Genomic DNA, 17,592 nt, shown 5'->3' with positions numbered 1-17,592 from the left:
ATATTTAACTTTGGCAAAGTGAGTGTTACAAATTGATAAATTTGCTAATTACCTAATTTGCTAATTTAATGAGTAGTGTTTCATCAGCATTTTCTCGTACCGTTTGCTCGGTAAGAGTCGTTTGAGGACAATGGAGAATTTCTGTAAGAAACTGCCTTGTTTATAATGCACTTTAGGATGTTTGATATTGATGACTTTCAGTATTTTATCTGCCATTTCTTTGGGGTCGCCACCGCTATCAACGTGCTCATTCATCAGCTGGAGTTGCTTGGCATAGACTTCGGCATACGGAGAGTTTTCGTTTACGGGGGTATGGTAACGGCGAGAGGCAATGTCGGTGGCGTAATCACCTGGGGAAATGGTGGTTACCTCGATGCCAAACTGCTTTACTTCCATACGCAAGGCTTCACTCATCAAAAGAAGCGCACCTTTGCTGGCGGAATAAGCTCCGCGGAAGGGCAAGCCCATATAACCTGCAATAGAGGCTATGTTGATGATGCGTCCGCTACCTTGTGTGCGCATAGTGGGGAGCACTTGTTGTATCACTGCTATAGCGCCGTAGAGATTGGTAGCAAAAACGTTGTGTAGTTGCTCGGCGGGGAGTTCTTCTACCGCTCCTGTGATGCCCACGCCTGCATTGTTGATGAGTATATCGATACGACCTACCTCGGTGAGGATTTGCTGTACCGCTTCTTTGATAGAAGTTTCGTTGCGCACATCCATTGGCAAAAGGCGGAAAGGCAGGTTTTTGCCTTCTACATTGCGCGCTGTACCATAGACCAAAAAGCCTTTGGAAGCGAGGAGCAAGGCAGTTTCTTTGCCTATACCCGAAGTGGCGCCGGTAATGAGAACGGTTTTGTTCATTGTTTAGGGAACAGGTTTTAGGGTTTTAATATGGCGACAAAGGTAGTAGTAAATTAGCAAATTAGCAAATTGTTAATTGCAAATTACTTCATCTTCTTCTAAACTTTCAAAAGGTACATTTTCATATTGGTTGAACACTTTTAGTGTATCGGGAGTAGTAGAAAGGAAATCATATCCGCTAAGAGAGGGTTCCTCTATCCCCAACCAATGGGCATAGCCTTTGAGAAAATGAAATGCCGATTTGTTTACCTTTATTACCTTATGCTCGCTGTCATCGCTGTTGAGCAAAGCAAAAGGAATGCGGTAGACAGCCTTGTTAGGGTGCGTATCGCCGTGAGTGAGAGTGGCAAAAAATGAAGAAGAGCGATCTTTAGTCATTAGTCCGTGATCGGCGAAGTAGAGCATAGAGAAGGGGAGGTGTTGTGCTTCTAAGAGTTTGTAAACACTTTGTAAGAACGCATCGGTCTGTTCAATGGTTTGCAGGTAGGCAGAGAAGTTGCGGTTGTAGTAATCGTAGTGGATAGTGTGCTCTAAGCGTTCGGGGAAATACGTGTGTGAACCCATAATGTGCACTACAAATAGGCGTGGACGTGTGCTTTTTTCGGCTAAAAAGCGTTGTAGTACAGGCAGCAAAGCAGTGTCGTAGATATTCATAGATGAATAGTCGCCTTTTTTGGTGAAAACCTTGTGGTCGCACAAAGAGGCTATTTTGGCAATAGGCGTATCCCACTCGCCTACTGACCCTTGATTAGAAATCCAATAGGTGCCAAAACCAGCAGCTTTTGCCAAAGAGATGAGATTATCGGCATAAGCGAAATCACCGTCCTTTTGCTTTAAGAACATTCGCAAGAGTGCCGTGGTGGTATTAGGAGCAGTAGCCGTATAACCATCAATAAGGGTGCCCTTAGCAGATTTTAAAAAAGAGGAGTTTTCTACAGGGAATCCATAAGCCGACATATAGTCCTTGCGTACACTCTCGCCTATTACCAGCACATAGTTAGCGTACTTGGGGTTAACGCTCACTACTTGCCACGAGGGAGTGCCCTCGATACTCTGGTTGAGATCAGCGCGCAACTGCTTGTAGTATTGCACGTTGTGGTATATAGAAGCGTAGAAAGCTATAGGCGCTGTACGCGTGTTTTGCCATTGGAAACTACCTTCTTCTTTTATTTTTGCCCAAGGGCGGTAGAGGGTAAGAAGCACGCCTACTACAGCCATTCCCAAAATAATAAACTTTTGATTGCGGCTGCGAGGATAGGTTTTCTTTTTGCCTATATAAAGAATATATCCGCCAAATACTAAAGTAAGCACCGATACACCATAAGCATAGAAAGGCAATTGCTGCATAAACTCTTTAGACTCTTGAAAATCGGTTTCAAAGAAAGCACCAATCATTGTGGCAGGAGGGTGTCCAAACCATATAATTTGAGGCAAGAAGAGTACGCAGGTGATGAGTACAAAACCAAAAACGAGGGCAAATAGCCAATAGTTCAGTCGTCTGAGAGCCAAGAACAGCAAGAAAGTAGCCAACATACCATAGACCGCCAAGTTCATATCCAAGGCAAAAGGAATGGCAACAGAGAAAAGGAGTAGGAGGAGTTCAAAAAGGTATTTTTTCATTAAAAATTAGCATTTAGCCATTGACATAACGATGGCAAAGGTAATAATAATTTGGGATTTACACTTCGGGATATAGGATTATTTTGTATATTTGCGCGTTCTTAAGAAATCTACATTTGCTATATGCAGAAAAATTACTTGATACTTGCCCATAAAAATCCACAGCAACTCACTCGAATGATAAAGGCTTTAGATAATGGTAACTCTAAGTTTTTTATTCACTTAGATGCTAAAACTCCTATAGAGCCTTTTACAGCACAGTTACAAGATGAACATATTATATTTATACCTGAAAGAGTGCGTTGTATATGGGGGGATTTTTCGATTGTGCTTGCTACTATTCACTTGATGGAAGCTGCTGCCAAAGCGCAGAGCAAAGGTTTTTTTATTTTGATGAGTGGGCAGGATTACCCCATTAAACCTATTGCTCAGTTAGATGCTTTTCTAGAAGAAAACGCTCATTGTGATTTTATAGATTATCTTCCCTTAGAGCAGAAGTGGAAGCCCAAAATGGTAAAGGATAAGTTAGCTCACTATCATATTCTTCACTCCGAAACAAGAGGCGATAGCAATTGTTATGCTCCTTTCTCGTGTAGTTCTTTATTTCAAAAAGGCAGGACACTATGGCATTTGCTCAAAGGTAGGCTTTCCTTACAAAACTTTAAAAAATTATGCCAGCTCCCTCAACGAGAAGCCCCTTTTGCTCAACAGTACGCAGGTAGTCAGTTTTGGGCATTTTCTGAAAATACTTTCTACGATGTACTCTCTTATATACAGAAACATCGCAAAGAATTGGAATTGTATTACCAATACACCTCTTCTCCAGACGAAGTGTATTTTCATTCAATATTGTTGAATTTGAAGGAAGAGGGTAGAAAGATTATTCTTAAAAACCAGCTTACTTATGTAAATTACTTTAGGAAAAACAATATTTTCCTAACAGAGGATTTTGAGAAGCTCACCTCTGCTAAAGAGCAGTTTTTTGCACGGAAGTTTGATATGGAGATAGATGCTATTATTTTAGATAGATTAGATAAACTAGAAATCAACAAATAACTTTTACCTTTGTTTATGCAGAAAAATTACCTGATACTTGCCCATAGAAATCCTGAACAACTTTGCCGAATGATAAAGGCTTTAGACGATGGTAATTCTAAGTTTTTTATTCACTTAGATGCTAAAACTCCTATAGAACCTTTTACATCACAATTACAAGGCGAACATATTGTATTTATACCTGAAAGAGAGCGTTGTGTATGGGGAGGTTTTTCTATAGTTATTGCTACTATTTATTTAATGGAAGCTGCTGCAAAAGCACATAGTAAAGGTTTTTTTATCTTGATGAGTGGGCAAGATTATCCTATAAAACCTATCACAGAATTAGATGCTTTTTTGCAAAAAAATAAGGAGTATGATTTTATGAGTTTTTTACCTTTGGAAGTTTGGGGGAATTGGAGTATGAAAAGGGTAAGAGATAAATTAAAACATTACCAAATATTGCACTCAGAAAAGAGAGGCAATAGTGATTGTTATCCTCCATTTTTCCGCAGTTCAATTGGACAAAAGATTACTATTCTATGGCATTTACTCAAAAGGAGAATTTCAAAGAAAAACTTTAAGATTATTTATAGAGCTCAAGAAAGAAAAGCTCCTTTTATCCAACAATATGCAGGTAGCCAATGGTGGGCTTTCTGTGAAAAAACTTTTTATACTTTACTAACTTATATTCAAGAAAACCGACAGATATTAGATGATTATTTTCAATATACCTCTTGCCCCGATGAGATTTATTTTCAGTCTGTTCTTGTAAACTTACAAACAACCTATAAAGATATAAAAATAAAACCCTCAATTACTTATGTAAATTGGGAAAGAGAAGGAGTTGAATTACCTGTGCTTTTTAAGGAAGATGATTTTGAGGAACTTACCTCTCAAAAAGAAAAGTTTTTTGCACGAAAGTTTGATACCAAGGTAGATGTTGAAATACTAAATAAATTAGATAATGAAAACCATACTAATATTCACAAGAGAATATGCACACCCTAAGCTTTCGGCAGCAGGAGGAACAGGTTCTTTTTACAAAAAATATGTAACTGCTCTTTTAGAAAAGGGTTATAAGGTAATAGTTTTTGGTGATAACAATGTAGATTTAAATGAGCGCCAAGATAATTTACACCTTCATTTTACAAAGAAAAACTACTTTAAAAAGCATTTTGTACAAGAGCTTTTTAGGTCGTTAGGAAAACGACTCAAGATAGCTTCGTTAGAAGCCTATTTTTTAAAAAAAGAAATAAAAAATCTTACACAACAACTTCAAAAGTTTTTACAAAAAGAGGATATTTATCCCGATGTGATAGAAACTCACGATTGGGAGGGAGCTTCTCTATTCTTAGATGAGCTAAAAACTCCCTATGTAGTAAGAGCTCACGGCTGTTATAGAATATTGAAGAAATATTTTGGTTATAAGGCTTCTTTAGGAGTAGAAGTGATAGAAACTGAGGCTTTAAAGAAAGCTTCTCATCTAATTTGTGTTTCTAAAAATTCTCAAAGAATGTACGAAGAAACTTTTGGTAATAAAGGAACAATCATCACCAATGGGGTAACCACCACTGCACAAAACCTTTCTGAAACACTCCCTTTTTCTCTGTTTTTCTTTGGTTCGGTAACTACAAAAAAAGGTTTTGACATAGCTTTAAATGTCTTTAAAAGAATACTTCAAAAATTTCCTACTGCTACCTTGCATATTGTAGGAAAAAATTATGAAAACTATTTAAAAGAAAACAATTTAGGTGAACAGAAAAATGTAATTAACCACGGACATCTACAGGGTGAAGAGCTCAAAATAATCTTACAAGAAGCAGATACATTTATTTTTCCTTCGCAAGGAGAAACTTTTGGACTTGCCCTTTGTGAAGCAATGGAACTCGGTAAAGCTGTAGTAGCTGCTGATATTCCTTCATTTAGAGATATTATAACGCATACTAAAGATGGTTTTATAGCGAAGAAAGAGGATGAATATTATGAATATATAGTAAAACTTTTTCAAGATGATGTGCTAAACAAAACTATAGCTGAAAATGCTCGACAAACTATTCACACACAATACAATTTTGAAAAAACAGTTGAAAATAGCTTGTTATACTATCAAAAAACTATAAATAACTAATGAAAAACTTATTAAAAAATAACTATTTTTTATTACTTTCTGGACTTCCTCTAGTAATAACTTTTTTGTTTTTACAAATTAACATTCCTATATGGAATGAAACTACTCAAAAAGCATTATTTTATAGTGTTTTTCTATACAGCATAGCACTAATATTATGCTGGATATACTTACACCACGCTTCTTTATTTGAGAGAGGAGAATGGCTCAGAAATATCATCACCATTGTAGGGAGTGGTATTGTATTGTTATGGACATATAAGCACAAAATCACCTTTCGGTTAGATATTTTATTACTTTTCTTATGTGCTTTATATGGAATTGTTCATCGTAATTTTATAAAACCCTCCCTTTCTATCTTATTATTTTTGCTTTTTATACTCATAAAAATCATAGGACTTTTTTGGGCAAAAGACTTTGATTATGGCGTAAAAACATTATTTGAAGGTGAGAACATTATCTTTTCTTTGCTTATTCCTATTGTTCTATTAGGCTTCTCGGTTAGTAAAAAGCAGCAAGAGAGTTTTATAACTATTTGTTTTAAAGGATTTTTACTTTTGTTAGTAGCTAATCTAATCTTTTATTCTTTTGCTATTAGTGCTGATAAGAATCAACACTTTTTTAACTTTATAACTTTAAACAAAGCTTATTTTCCTTATTATGAAATACTATTTTGGTCTAAGTTCAAGCATTTTAGTTTTATTTCGTGGATTATTTTAGCAATAGGAGGATTAGGAGGATTATTATGGAGAAAAGATAAGAAGTTGATTAGCACTCCAGAACTCATAACTTATGGCATATTAGTTTTTTGTTTTGCATTGATGGTACAAGCGCGAATAGTTATTATTAGTTGTTTTATAGTAGTAGCTTTCTTTGTGTATCTTTTTATAGAGAAATATCTCAGTAAAGTTGTGAAATACAGTCTGTTTATTTTTGTAGGACTTACAACAATTATAGGGGTATGGTATTTAGTTGCTCACACATCCTACTTTTTTGATTCTGGTCGCAATGAAATGTATGGTAGAGTTTTTAAAGCAATTCAAGAAGCTAATTTATGGATAGGTAATGGCTCTGGTTACCAACGATATATAATGGATGGTTTTTTGGGTTATGTGCACAATGATTTTGCAGCAATTATAATAGACACTGGACTTGTAGGGCTGGGGGTTTTCATAGGATGGTTGATAACTATTATTTTCTCTAAAGATATTCTCAAGCAGTATTTGTTATTAGTATTCTTGCCCATTATGAATACAGATGTACTTTTTCACGCTTTTGAATGTGGTTACCTACTAGTTCCCTTAATGATTTTTATACTATTAGCTCCTCGCTTTAAGTATTGGCAGGGTTAACTCAATACACATTCTACCCAATTTTCAAAGCTGTACTTTTCTTTAATATTTTTAGCTAAAGACACATAATCATTTTCTAAAAACTCGGTAAGCCCCTCAAAATTATTGTCTTCAAACACGTAAAAGTTATTAGGGTGATAGAAATCATATTGTTTCACACTGGGGTTATCGGTAATGAGTTTTTTCTCGTATTTGATAGCTTCGAATATTCTGAACGAGAGTCCGCTGTGTTCTATAGTTTTTATATCTAATAATATAGCGGCTTTTTTAGTGAAGTTTAAGTATTGGGTGTAACTTATTCCTTTAGAGAAAAATGTGATAAAAGGGTGATGAAGAGGGTCTTTACCTCTGTTGAACAGATTTATATTAAGACTTAGTTGTGAATATTCACTCAATTTATTTACTATTTTCAACAAAGAATCTATGCGGTTTTGTATATATACCCCTACATACATTACTTCATTTTTATTTACAAGAGTTTTTTCTTCGGAGGTATCAAAATAGAAATTTGTACAAAGCAATAAATTAGGGTACTGATACTTATAACGATTGTAGTCTTCGGGGTCAAATACAAAGAAACGTTTGAAAAGAGGAATTACTTTAAAAACCTTAGGGAAGCGAGCAAGACCATCCCATTGATAAGCTATTACTTTGTTAGCCACAGAGTGCAAGCGGGATATAGTTGTAGCATTTAGTTTGTCGGGGCGTATTACAATAGCATAATCCACACTACCTTCAGCAAAAGAGCTAAGAGTATTAGATACTTCGATGTTGTAGTAGATATCAATGAGTTGTTTTTTATAGGCTCGATTTTTAAAAAGGCTCTTTTGCATAAAGTTTAAGAGTCGGTCTTTAAATTTGTATCGGAAAGTAGGAGCAAGCACAGAAACTTGACTAAAGCTCATTTTTTTCAAATGGTCTTCGAGCATTTTGTAAACCCCAAAATCAGGAGGCATTACCAAGATGATTTTTTTGTTGCTGAAATTCATAGATTTTTGCTAAACAAGAGAATTTATATTGTGCTTTGAGTACTGCAAAAATAAAGCCGCGTTTACCGTCTAAACAGCCTTTTTTAATAAAATAGTATTTTATAAACCAAAATAGAGGTGAAAACAGTAGTTTTATCCATCCTATTTTTTTGCCTTTGCGCCGCTCGGCTACTTGGCTACTATAGTTGTTGTTCTTACTTAAAATGGTTGCTACCGAATCGTTTGCTAAATGTTCTGAAGCTAAATCCTTACGGCTTTTGGGCAATTTGATTATCTTTCCTTTTACTTTTACTGTTGAGTGTATTTCTTCTGGCCAATAGGCTCCTTCTTTTCTAAAAAATCGCAGTTTGAAATCGGGGAAGGCGGAGCGCATATATTTATTGATAAAATAGTTTTTAAATGCGATATAAACGCCTCCTAAATCGGGGTCTTCAGTGAGTTTGTAAAGTGTTTCTCTCAGTTTTTTGGGAACTGTTTCATCAGCATCAATGACTAATATCCACTCGTTTTGGGCTTGTGCAATAGCAAAGTTACGTGCGGGCTCTACATAAGGATAACGCTCACAATACACTATCTTACAGCCGTATTGTTTGGCTATTGCTATAGTACTATCAGTGCTATGCATATCACACACTACAACCTCATCAAAATGCTTGGCTGTTTCAAGTACGGTTGCTAAATGCTTTTCGGCATTATAAGTGTTGATAACTACAGAAATCTTCATATAAAATCTATTTATTAATTACCCTTGCATTCCAAATAATAAGTTTTTAAACAATATTATAAGTGAAAGTTGAGGAAGGGCGCCTATGAGCCAGCTGATGATGAGTTTCCAGAGAGGTTGCCCTGAGAGATAGGCTTGTGCTGAAAGGATGGCTCCACTGAGAAAGATGAATAGTGCGACAATATAGGTCATATCTATTTCAAAGATAACTCCCAGCAATATGCTGAAAACGGTGAGCGCTCCTACCCCCATTACAAACATATTGCCTACAAATTTTAAATAGTGCATCAGCAGGATGACAAAGGTGCTGATGAGCAAATTCATTATATAGAAATACAAAATGGGATAATGATCCATAGGGGTTACCTTGAAGGCAGTGAGTAACAGCATTGCTATATAGCCATAACGCAACCACTTCTGTTTTTCAAGGGGCACCTCAAAAGGATCGTCGAGCCAATTTAGCACAAAAAGCATCAGGTATACAAGGGTGGGTAGGGCTACAGTGATGAGCAGTAGCAACAACCAAGTGTATTTTACGATTTCTATAGTGGGTGAAAAGGGTATTTGAAACAACACCAACATCGCCCCATAGATAGGAAACCATATAGGGTGAGCGAAAAATGTGATGATGTAACTGAAATAGCGCATTGTTATCAGTTTTTTCTATTCTTCTTCTTCAACTACCGTACTATCAGCTGCGGCTTTTTCTTCTTCTGTTGGCTCTTTAAAATATTCTTCTAATTCTTTAGAGCTCATAAACGGACTTGCTTTGGCTTTGAATACTGCCCATTCTTTTTGGAAGAACTCGGTGTCCAAAGGAGCAATGAGTTGTAAGAGGTCGCCATAGCGGTCGATTGCGTATTGTATGCGGGCAACGCTGAGGTTGAGTTCCTCGGCATCTAAGTGGGTATAGTAGTTCAGTTCTTCTTGGTATTTAGCGAAAATCTGTTGTGCGAGTTTGCGGGCAGTTTCGCGTTGTCCTACTTTGAAATAGCCTTGTACAAAGGGGTCGAGGGTGAAATAGTAGCCATACGCCTCTACTGGCATATTTTTCATAGCGATATCCAGCATTTCTTTGGCTTGGGCGTTTTTGCCTTCGGCGATGAGCTTCTCGGTAAGGCGAGCGATATTGCCGCGGAAAATGATGCTGTTCTTGCGCGTTTCGGGGTCTAAATAGATATTAGGTTTGCCCATATTGCCCCACGTCCATTTTTTCACGATGTTGCACATCAAATCGGTATCGATGCGCCCCATATCGTAAGGGTGATTTTTATCGATTTCGGTTTTGATAGGCACGAGTTTGTACACTAATCCATCGAGTTGCAAATAGTCTTTCATCCAGATGTACTCGGTGGCGTCCATACTACCTCCGGTGAAGTAAATAGGGCGTTTCCAATCGTTGTTTGCTAAGATGTCTAACATCACAATGCGCGCCTTGTCGATAGCATTAGGCAGGGTAATATCGATATAATCTACTATTTTATCGGCATCTTCAGGTTTTACGATACCGCTTTTCAGTACGTTTTCTTTGTTTACAGGTATGCGTATTTTGTTAGTAGGATAGTAGTAGAAAGTTTGCTTGTACTCACCTTCACCGCGTGTTTCTTGCGTATTAGGGTCGTCGCTGGTAATCCAATTCACAAAATCTTTGATATTCCAACGGTTTTCGGTGCGTTTGCGGAAGTAAATGCCCTCGCGTACGCCGTAAGCGTAGTTTTTATGCTCTATTTGTGCAGGGATGGGGCTACTGTTGTACGCCTGACGCTTCATTTGGTCGATATACCAATCGGTTTGCAACAAACTTGTGTTGATAACGCGTACATCGGTGCGATAATGTTCGATTTCTTGAGCATACCACAAAAGGAAGGTGTCGTTATCGCCAATGGTGAAAATCATCGCATCTTTATCTTTTGCCACCGATTCTAAGTAAGCATTCCCAATAAATTCAGCCGAATATTTTTGAGAGCGGTCGTGGTCATCCCAGTTTTCGTAAGCCATTAGCACAGGCACAGATATTAGGGAAAGGACAACGGTTGCAGGAGCTAATATATTGGGCGTGATGTATTTTTTCAGCCAATCGAAAAGAGCATACACGCCCATACCTATCCATATTGCAAAGGCATAGAACGAACCTACCAAGGCGTAATCGCGCTCGCGAGGCTCAAACGGACGCTCGTTCAGATAGATTTTCAGTGCTAAACCAGTGAAGAGGAAAAGCACCATAATCACCCACGTCTGGCGTTCACTTTTAATAGCCATAAACAGCAACCCTAAAATTCCTAAAAGGAAAGGCAGGAAGTAATAAGTATTGCGAGCTTTGTTGTTTAACACATCGGAAGGGAGGTTTTTTTGAGAGCCGAGATGTGCATTATCGATAGCTGAAATTCCTGAAAGCCAATTGCCGTGGTCGTTTTCTAATTTTCCTTGCACATCGTCTTGTCTACCAATGAAGTTCCACGCCAAATAGCGGAAATACATATAGCCAAACTGATAGCTAAAGAGGTAGTTCATATTCTGCCAAAAAGTAGGTTTTTGCACTTCTACTTCATCGCGGAATTGCATTAGGAACTGGTCGTAACGCTCTGGAGGCATTGCGCGTACCGCCATTTGCTGTTGGATACTTTGCAAGAGCTGGTAGGCTTGAGGGTCGGCATAAGCCTCTTCAGTAATTTTGAAAGGCGGATTGCCGGTGAGCTTCATATAGTTAGCTGCGTGTTGGGCGCTCCACATACGAGGCAAGAAGCCCATTTGCGCTCTATTAGAGGCAGTTTGAGCGTTCTTGTAGTTGTTTACAATCACGTACTTGCCTAATTTATAGTCGCGTTCGTATTTAGGTTTAGCATCTTCATAAGGATGTTCGGGGTCGATACCTGCGTACTTATCGGTGTACATAGGTCCGTAGAAAAGATGCGTTTCGGGATATTGTTCGAGGTTGTAGTACGCCAAGAGCAAGCGCGCATCGGTAGGACTATTCTCGTTGATTACTGTATTGGCATTTGCGCGAATAGGAATCATCAACCAAGATGAAAAGCCTATAAATATAAATAGCAAACACAAGATGCTTGTTTGTAAGCGCACTTTGTTTTTCTTGTAAGCGTAGTTTAAAGAGAAGTAGAAGAAAGCAATGACTGAGAGCCCCGCGATAATAGTTCCTGAGTTGAACGGCATTCCAAAGCTATTGACGAAAAAGACTTCTAAATAACCGAAATACGCCAATGTGTAGGGCAATATCAGTTTGAAGATAAGCAATAGTATAGCGATAGAAATTACATTGGCGAGGATGAAATTCACTGCGGTTTTCTTGTAGTTGCTGTTGAAGAAATACAACATTCCGATAGCAGGAATGGTGAGAAGTGCCATAAAGTGCACCCCAAAGGAAAGTCCTACCAGTAACGAGATAAGCAATAACCAGCGGTCACCACGAGGTTCATGCAGACTATCCGTCCACTTGATGCCCAACCAAAACATTACCGATATAAAAAGCATTGCCATTCCGTATACTTCGGTTTCTACAGCGTTGAACCAGAAGCTATCGGAAAAAGTATAAGCCAAAGCACCTACCACGCCACTGCCCATTACTACAATGGTTTGAGATTGACTAAGGGTTGTGGCTTCGCGCAGAGCAATTTTTTTAGTGAGATTAACGATGATAAAGTACAAAAACAACACTGTGAAAGCACTCGATAGCACCGACATATAGTTCACCATTAGAGCTATTTTGTCGCTATTAGGAGCGAAAGCAGCGATGAAAGCGCCCATCATTTGGAAGAAAGGAGCTCCAGGAGGGTGGCCTACTTCTAATCTTGCCGATGTAGCGATATACTCACCACAATCCCAAAAACTTACTGTAGGTTCTACGGTAAGGCTATAGGTAACTAAAGCAATAGCAAACACCAGCCAACCAGCGATAAGGTTGTATCTTGAAAAGTCTTTATCCGTCATTGTAATAAAATTAGATTTTTTATTATTGAGGGCAAAAGTACGAATAATTTGTCAATTAGCAAGTGTTAGGCGGTAGGAATTAGGAGATTACCCATTCCATATTTTTACAATACCAATCAAGGTTTGAATTAACTTATTGATTAATAAATCATCCTTCCTCTCACATTCTTCGCTTTCGCGGATTTCCTTCAAAGGGTGAGATGCGACGCAAAAGTAACAACATTCTGTTAATCAGAGATTATTATTTTCAACTCTTGATTCATATTAATAATTTTGTGTGAGTGAAAGGTTCTTCTCCATTACATCCTTAGGAAAGGGAACAATGTACATAGGGGAATTAGGGCGCAAGGTATAAGTGCGTTGGGGTACAGTGGTATTCACCAAAGGAAAGGTGCGTTGTAAGGTTTTAGCATAAGCAGGTTCGGTGTTCAATCGTTTTAAATCGAAAAAGCGATTAAAGCCCATAGCGAGCTCTCGGCGGCGCTCGTTGATGATGAGTTTTACGGTCTCCTCGGTAGTAGCAGGGGTTGCGAGGGTAGCACCACTGCCTTTCACGCGCTTGCTACGGAGGGTATTTACGGTTTGCATCGCCCCGTTGAGGTCGCCCAAACGCGCTTGACATTCAGCCATAGTAAGGTACATTTCACCTGTTTTCATTCCTACAGTAGGGTAGAAGAATTTGGTAGAGAGCATATCCCAATTGGCAGTGCCAGACCCCCTATCGTTATAACGGTGGTTCTTATTGAAGAAGAGCTTGAAGCGCATATCGTTTGTCGCATCAAAAAGGTTGCAAAACTCAGGACTCACAGGGTAGATGTACCAGATATTCATCTCGGTATGTCCGTTCATATAGGCTAAGTTGAGCACTTCGGGGTTTTTATCTACCGTGATAGGGGTAGGGTGCGCCTCATAAGCTACCATATCTATCAGTTGGTTGTTGTACGACAGACTCTTTTGGGCGGCTGCTAATGCCTGCTGATATTCTCTTCGGAAGAGGTGTACTCGAGCTTTCAAGGCATAGCCAAAAGCCAAGGAAGGGTGATATATATTCACAGGATGTTCTTGCAAAAGAGGCAAGGCTGCCTCGATATCTTCCTGAATAAAGTCGTACACTTCTTTTACAGTAGCTTTGGTGGGATGAGCTTCTAAGTCAAATTCGCGCATTAGGCACACCCCGCCATCGGTAGCGGCGGTAGCAGGGTTGTAGCCTTTGGCATAGACATTTACTAACATAAAGTAATCAAAGGCTCTTAGCAAGCGGGCTTCTGCTTTGGCACGTGCTTTTAGTGAACCATCGCCTTTAGCATAATCAACGGTGGAGATAATCATATTCCATCTGCCGATATAGCTGTATACGTTGTTATAAAAGGGAGAGGATTCGATGTAATCGGCGCGGGGAGCAGTCTCGTCGTAATAGAAGTTGATACTATTCTTATCAGGAGCTTTCCCGACGATAGAGCTCTCTTTTACCCAATTGTCGTCTACTAAAGTGCGGAAGTCGAAAGGAGGGTAATTTTTAGTGGGGAGTACTACCAAATCGTAGTATTCCTCAGCAGTGTTGATAATCTTTTCACCTTTAGGGGTGAGGTCGGTATATTTTTCGCAAGCGGTGAAAAACAGTGCGCTGAATATTATTGTGGTTATGATTCTTTTCATTGTAAAATTATTAAGGTATAAAAACTGCCTGCCGTGCTACGGCTGCTATGGCTGCTACGACTAAAAGCTAAATGATAAACCAAAGAGGGCAGTGGTTGCAGTAGGCAAGGTGCGTGTTCCAGTGTTGAGATTATAGGCTTCGGGGTCGATGTCGTTACCAGCAGCACACCAAGTGAGCAGGTTGTTGAGCTGAGCGGTAACTTTGGCATTTTGTAAGCGCAATTTCTCACAAATATCTTTAGGGATATAGCAAGCAAATACCACATTACGCCATTTGAGGTAATCGGCATTTACTACGTGGTTATCACCGAGTTGCCAAAGTGTGTTCACCGTGTTGGCAGTGCGTCTCAAAGTCGCTGGATAGTCAAACGACATACGGGGCATATCAGTAGGATGGGTCGCTGTCCAACGCTGGTTGATATCGCGGTGCGTTTCGTTTTCTTGATTGATAGAATAGGTGTCTTTGCGAAGTTTATGTCCGCCAGCGTATACAAACATTGTGGAGAGTTCAAAAACTTTGTAGCGCAGTTGCAAGTTGAGTGCCCCGTTGAAGGTAGGATTCATTGTGCCTAATTTCACAAGAGCATCTTCATTTTTGATATCTTTGATAGTAGGTACGCCATTGGCATCAAAAGTAGTATTAGGATTGCCATTTTCGTCTAAATAAATAGGGTAACCATTGACGGTTTCCTTGTATCGGTAAGCGTATAGCGAGTTGAAATCATCACCTTCGCGATAGTAATACAATGGGTTACGAGCGTATTCCACAGCATTAGTAGGCTTACTGCTCACTTTTTCAATGGTATTTTTGTTGTAGGCAAAGGTAGTACCTACGCTAAGTTGCAAATCGTCAGCTAATTTGCGAGTAGCATTCAAACTCACTTCTATTCCTTTGTTTAGCAAAGCGCCGTTGTTGATAAGTCGGCGTTGAGCCCCTACGGTAGGGTCGAGTTCGGTGAGTACCAAAAGGTCAGAACTATAACGGCGGTAGAGGTCGATACTTCCTGAAAGCCAATGCCACATCCCGAAATCAATACCTATATTAGCAGTTTCAGTCTTTTCCCAACGCAATTTAGGGTTTGGCAAATCGGTATCGTTGAACTGTAAATATTGTTGAGAAGGGTAAGCGCCTCGCACATCGGTAAGCAAACGTCCGCGCAAGAAAGGAGTGGTAGTTTGGTCTACATTTCCGCTGATACCATACGTGAGACGTAATTTTAGCAAGTTGATATCATTCATATTGAAGAAGTTTTCGCGGTGTATATTCCAGCTACCGCCTACCGACCATAGCGGACGGTATTTGTATTTAGGGTCTGCGCCGAACATATCGGCTTGGTCTATGCGTACACTCGCTGTGAGGTTGTATTTCTGGCGATATGAATAACCAAAATTGCTGTAGAAAGAAATGAAGCGGTGTTTGGTTTCGCTATGCTGATTGCGGTTTAGCGAGAGCGATTGCCTGCCGTATAGATAAGAAGTTACCCCAGGGTTGAAGAGCTCTTTCCAGTTGAGAGTAGGAAAAGAAAGCGTTTGCTCGTCGTAGCCGTAATGCGCTTCTAAAATATTGCGCGGGGTATAGTGCTGACGCATTTCAAAACCTACCAAAGCCGTTACATTGTGCACCTCAGTAAAAGTGCGGTTGAAATCTAACTGCTGACGGAAAGTATAGTGCTGGTTTTGTCTTTTTTGTTGTTCGTAATAACCGCCTTCGGGTAGTTCGGAAGAGAATTTTTGAGTGTTAGCATCTTGTTTTACTAATTGGTTATGGCGTAAACGCATATAATAAGTGTCTTTACCTAAGAAAGTTTCGCTGTCGGAAGTGTTCAGTTCGTACTGAAAATAACTTTGATATTGCAGCCCTTTGAGGATAGACACTTGCAGATTTACAAACGGGCGCAAGTTGAGAGCGTGTTGCTTTTGGTGTTCTTGAGTGATTGATTCCAATAAATTGAAGCTATACGAGCGGAAAGCATCATTGCCTGCAATCTGTTCTAAGATATAACCGTTGATAGGGGCTACTAAATTGAACCCTGCATACGGATTTGTACCTAATAACGAAGTGTAGCGTGGTTGCCCCAATGGATTGGTATAGGCGTTGCGCATTGGTTCGGCTACAGCATCAATAGCGGTATACCTGCCGTTTACCCCTATAGTACTTTTTAGCCAAGACGTGAGCTGATAAGTATTTTTTAAATAGAGGTTGAGCGCGCGAGTTTTTTCGGTAACGATGCGCTCATCGGTGTCTTCATATTGCAAGGAAGCGTAGTTCTGACTGCGGTTATTGCCACTTTCTACACTTATGTTGTAACGCTTGCTAACGATAGGCTGCCATACATAACGCTTGAAGTCACGAAGGTAGTCGCGATTGCGCCACTCGTTGAGGGTGTTATTCACTTGTTGTGCATTGAGTTTTCCTTGGGCTTGGTCGCGATAGAGCTGAAAGAGAGGTGAGTAGTATCGCACGGTTTGCCTTCCGCCAATAGTTCCGTAAGATTCAAAAAGGGTATTTACATTGCCATTGCTATCGGCTAATTTGCTTTGGTAGAAAGCTGTTTCGAGATCGATGAGTTCGGAAGTAGAAGCGTAGTGCATACGGTCTACATTGGGTTTAAAGGTATAAGAAAGGTCGGTGTGTACATTGATGCGCAAACCGTTATGCAATCCTTTTTTGGTAACGATTACAATCACGCCATTGGCAGCGCGTACCCCGTAGATAGCCGTAGCAGCAGCGTCTTTTAGTACTGTTACTGATTCAATATCTTGTGGGTTGATTTCTTCTAACGGGATATCAGTAGGGATATTGTCTATCACAACAAGAGGTGTATACCCCACATTACCTGAGAAAGTGCCTACACCGCGCAAAATAGGAACTTCCTTACCCGTAGAAGGGTCTTTTGTGAAGCGCAAACCTGCAACTTGCCCTTCTATGACATCTTTGAGAGTAGCATTGATTTGCCGATTGATTTGCGAAGGTTTGATTTCGGTATACGCCGAAGTGGTTTGCGACTTTCGAAGATTTTGATAGCCTGTAGCCACTACATCAACCGATGACAGTTGAATGATACTGTCCTTAGGAGTAACGGGCGTCTGCCCCATTGCCACACCACAAGGCAAGAGTGCGCACGCGATTAGATATTTTTTCATAAATATTAGTTATTAGTGGGTTAGTAGTAAAAAGTTAAGAGTTAAAGGTTTTTAGAAGCGGCAAAAGTAGTAAATAGAAGTGAAGTGTACAAATTATTTTGAAGAAAACTAAATAAAAAACTTTGTCGAAATCTT

Annotated in this window: 12 protein-coding genes; 4 read left to right on the top strand and 8 right to left on the bottom strand. The window is 39.4% G+C overall.

Annotation, left to right across the window (positions count from 1 at the left end; translation table 11 throughout):
- Window positions 1–60: 60 nt before the first annotated feature.
- Window positions 61–864 carry an SDR family oxidoreductase gene (locus JMN12_RS02490; RefSeq protein ID WP_203136780.1) on the bottom strand — a complete coding sequence of 268 codons (804 nt, stop codon included), beginning with the start codon at window positions 862–864 and terminating at the stop codon, window positions 61–63.
- Between the two features lie 72 nt (window positions 865–936).
- Complete coding sequence (locus JMN12_RS02485; protein WP_203136779.1) at window positions 937–2,484, bottom strand: phosphoethanolamine transferase; 1,548 nt, start codon at window positions 2,482–2,484, stop codon at window positions 937–939.
- Between the two features lie 123 nt (window positions 2,485–2,607).
- On the opposite strand from JMN12_RS02485, the gene JMN12_RS02480 reads away from it, so the two are divergent.
- The 4 genes from JMN12_RS02480 to JMN12_RS02465 are packed head-to-tail and all read left to right on the top strand — an operon-like array spanning window position 2,608 to window position 7,002.
- Complete coding sequence (locus tag JMN12_RS02480; RefSeq protein WP_009412284.1) at window positions 2,608–3,540, top strand: beta-1,6-N-acetylglucosaminyltransferase; 933 nt, start codon at window positions 2,608–2,610, stop codon at window positions 3,538–3,540.
- Between the two features lie 15 nt (window positions 3,541–3,555).
- Complete coding sequence (locus JMN12_RS02475; protein ID WP_203136777.1) at window positions 3,556–4,530, top strand: beta-1,6-N-acetylglucosaminyltransferase; 975 nt, start codon at window positions 3,556–3,558, stop codon at window positions 4,528–4,530.
- Window positions 4,487–5,650: a glycosyltransferase family 4 protein gene (locus JMN12_RS02470; protein ID WP_203136775.1), complete on the top strand. Its 1,164-nt coding sequence runs from the start codon at window positions 4,487–4,489 to the stop codon at window positions 5,648–5,650. The genes JMN12_RS02475 and JMN12_RS02470 overlap by 44 nt, the downstream gene beginning before the upstream one ends.
- Complete coding sequence (locus JMN12_RS02465) at window positions 5,650–7,002, top strand: hypothetical protein (protein WP_203136773.1); 1,353 nt, start codon at window positions 5,650–5,652, stop codon at window positions 7,000–7,002. Before JMN12_RS02470 ends, JMN12_RS02465 begins: the two co-directional genes overlap by 1 nt.
- Here the strand turns inward: JMN12_RS02465 and JMN12_RS02460 are convergent.
- The 6 genes from JMN12_RS02460 to JMN12_RS02435 form a co-directional block, all read right to left on the bottom strand.
- A complete protein-coding gene (locus tag JMN12_RS02460) occupies window positions 6,999–7,991 on the bottom strand; it encodes a hypothetical protein (protein ID WP_238423791.1) in 993 nt (330 codons plus the stop codon). The two genes, JMN12_RS02465 and JMN12_RS02460, sit on opposite strands and share 4 nt — an antisense overlap.
- The gene (locus JMN12_RS02455) at window positions 7,948–8,715 is read right to left on the bottom strand and encodes a glycosyltransferase family 2 protein (RefSeq protein WP_203136771.1); all 768 of its coding nucleotides are present in this window, start codon (window positions 8,713–8,715) and stop codon (window positions 7,948–7,950) included. The genes JMN12_RS02460 and JMN12_RS02455 overlap by 44 nt, the downstream gene beginning before the upstream one ends.
- 18 nt (window positions 8,716–8,733) lie before the next feature.
- Entirely contained in the window at window positions 8,734–9,363 is a 630-nt protein-coding gene (locus JMN12_RS02450; RefSeq protein WP_009750706.1) for a hypothetical protein, read from the bottom strand.
- 15 nt (window positions 9,364–9,378) lie between these two features.
- Complete coding sequence (locus JMN12_RS02445) at window positions 9,379–12,657, bottom strand: DUF2723 domain-containing protein (protein ID WP_203136769.1); 3,279 nt, start codon at window positions 12,655–12,657, stop codon at window positions 9,379–9,381.
- Window positions 12,658–12,921: 264 nt separating this feature from the next.
- A complete protein-coding gene (locus JMN12_RS02440) occupies window positions 12,922–14,313 on the bottom strand; it encodes a RagB/SusD family nutrient uptake outer membrane protein (RefSeq protein ID WP_203080892.1) in 1,392 nt (463 codons plus the stop codon).
- A gap of 60 nt (window positions 14,314–14,373) precedes the next feature.
- Entirely contained in the window at window positions 14,374–17,409 is a 3,036-nt protein-coding gene (locus tag JMN12_RS02435; RefSeq protein WP_317193598.1) for a SusC/RagA family TonB-linked outer membrane protein, read from the bottom strand.
- Window positions 17,410–17,592: the final 183 nt, after the last annotated feature.

Source organism: Capnocytophaga genosp. AHN8471 (assembly GCF_016806945.1).
Classification (GTDB): domain Bacteria; phylum Bacteroidota; class Bacteroidia; order Flavobacteriales; family Flavobacteriaceae; genus Capnocytophaga; species Capnocytophaga periodontitidis.
This window is presented reverse-complemented; position numbering and strand designations above follow the sequence as displayed.

Coding starts and splice junctions, on each gene's coding strand:
- JMN12_RS02490 (WP_203136780.1), bottom strand. CDS start 864: ATGAACAAAACCGTTCTCATTACCGGCGCCACTTCGGGTATAGGCAAA.
- JMN12_RS02485 (WP_203136779.1), bottom strand. CDS start 2,484: ATGAAAAAATACCTTTTTGAACTCCTCCTACTCCTTTTCTCTGTTGCC.
- JMN12_RS02480 (WP_009412284.1), top strand. CDS start 2,608: ATGCAGAAAAATTACTTGATACTTGCCCATAAAAATCCACAGCAACTC.
- JMN12_RS02475 (WP_203136777.1), top strand. CDS start 3,556: ATGCAGAAAAATTACCTGATACTTGCCCATAGAAATCCTGAACAACTT.
- JMN12_RS02470 (WP_203136775.1), top strand. CDS start 4,487: ATGAAAACCATACTAATATTCACAAGAGAATATGCACACCCTAAGCTT.
- JMN12_RS02465 (WP_203136773.1), top strand. CDS start 5,650: ATGAAAAACTTATTAAAAAATAACTATTTTTTATTACTTTCTGGACTT.
- JMN12_RS02460 (WP_238423791.1), bottom strand. CDS start 7,991: ATGAATTTCAGCAACAAAAAAATCATCTTGGTAATGCCTCCTGATTTT.
- JMN12_RS02455 (WP_203136771.1), bottom strand. CDS start 8,715: ATGAAGATTTCTGTAGTTATCAACACTTATAATGCCGAAAAGCATTTA.
- JMN12_RS02450 (WP_009750706.1), bottom strand. CDS start 9,363: ATGCGCTATTTCAGTTACATCATCACATTTTTCGCTCACCCTATATGG.
- JMN12_RS02445 (WP_203136769.1), bottom strand. CDS start 12,657: ATGACGGATAAAGACTTTTCAAGATACAACCTTATCGCTGGTTGGCTG.
- JMN12_RS02440 (WP_203080892.1), bottom strand. CDS start 14,313: ATGAAAAGAATCATAACCACAATAATATTCAGCGCACTGTTTTTCACC.
- JMN12_RS02435 (WP_317193598.1), bottom strand. CDS start 17,409: ATGGGGCAGACGCCCGTTACTCCTAAGGACAGTATCATTCAACTGTCA.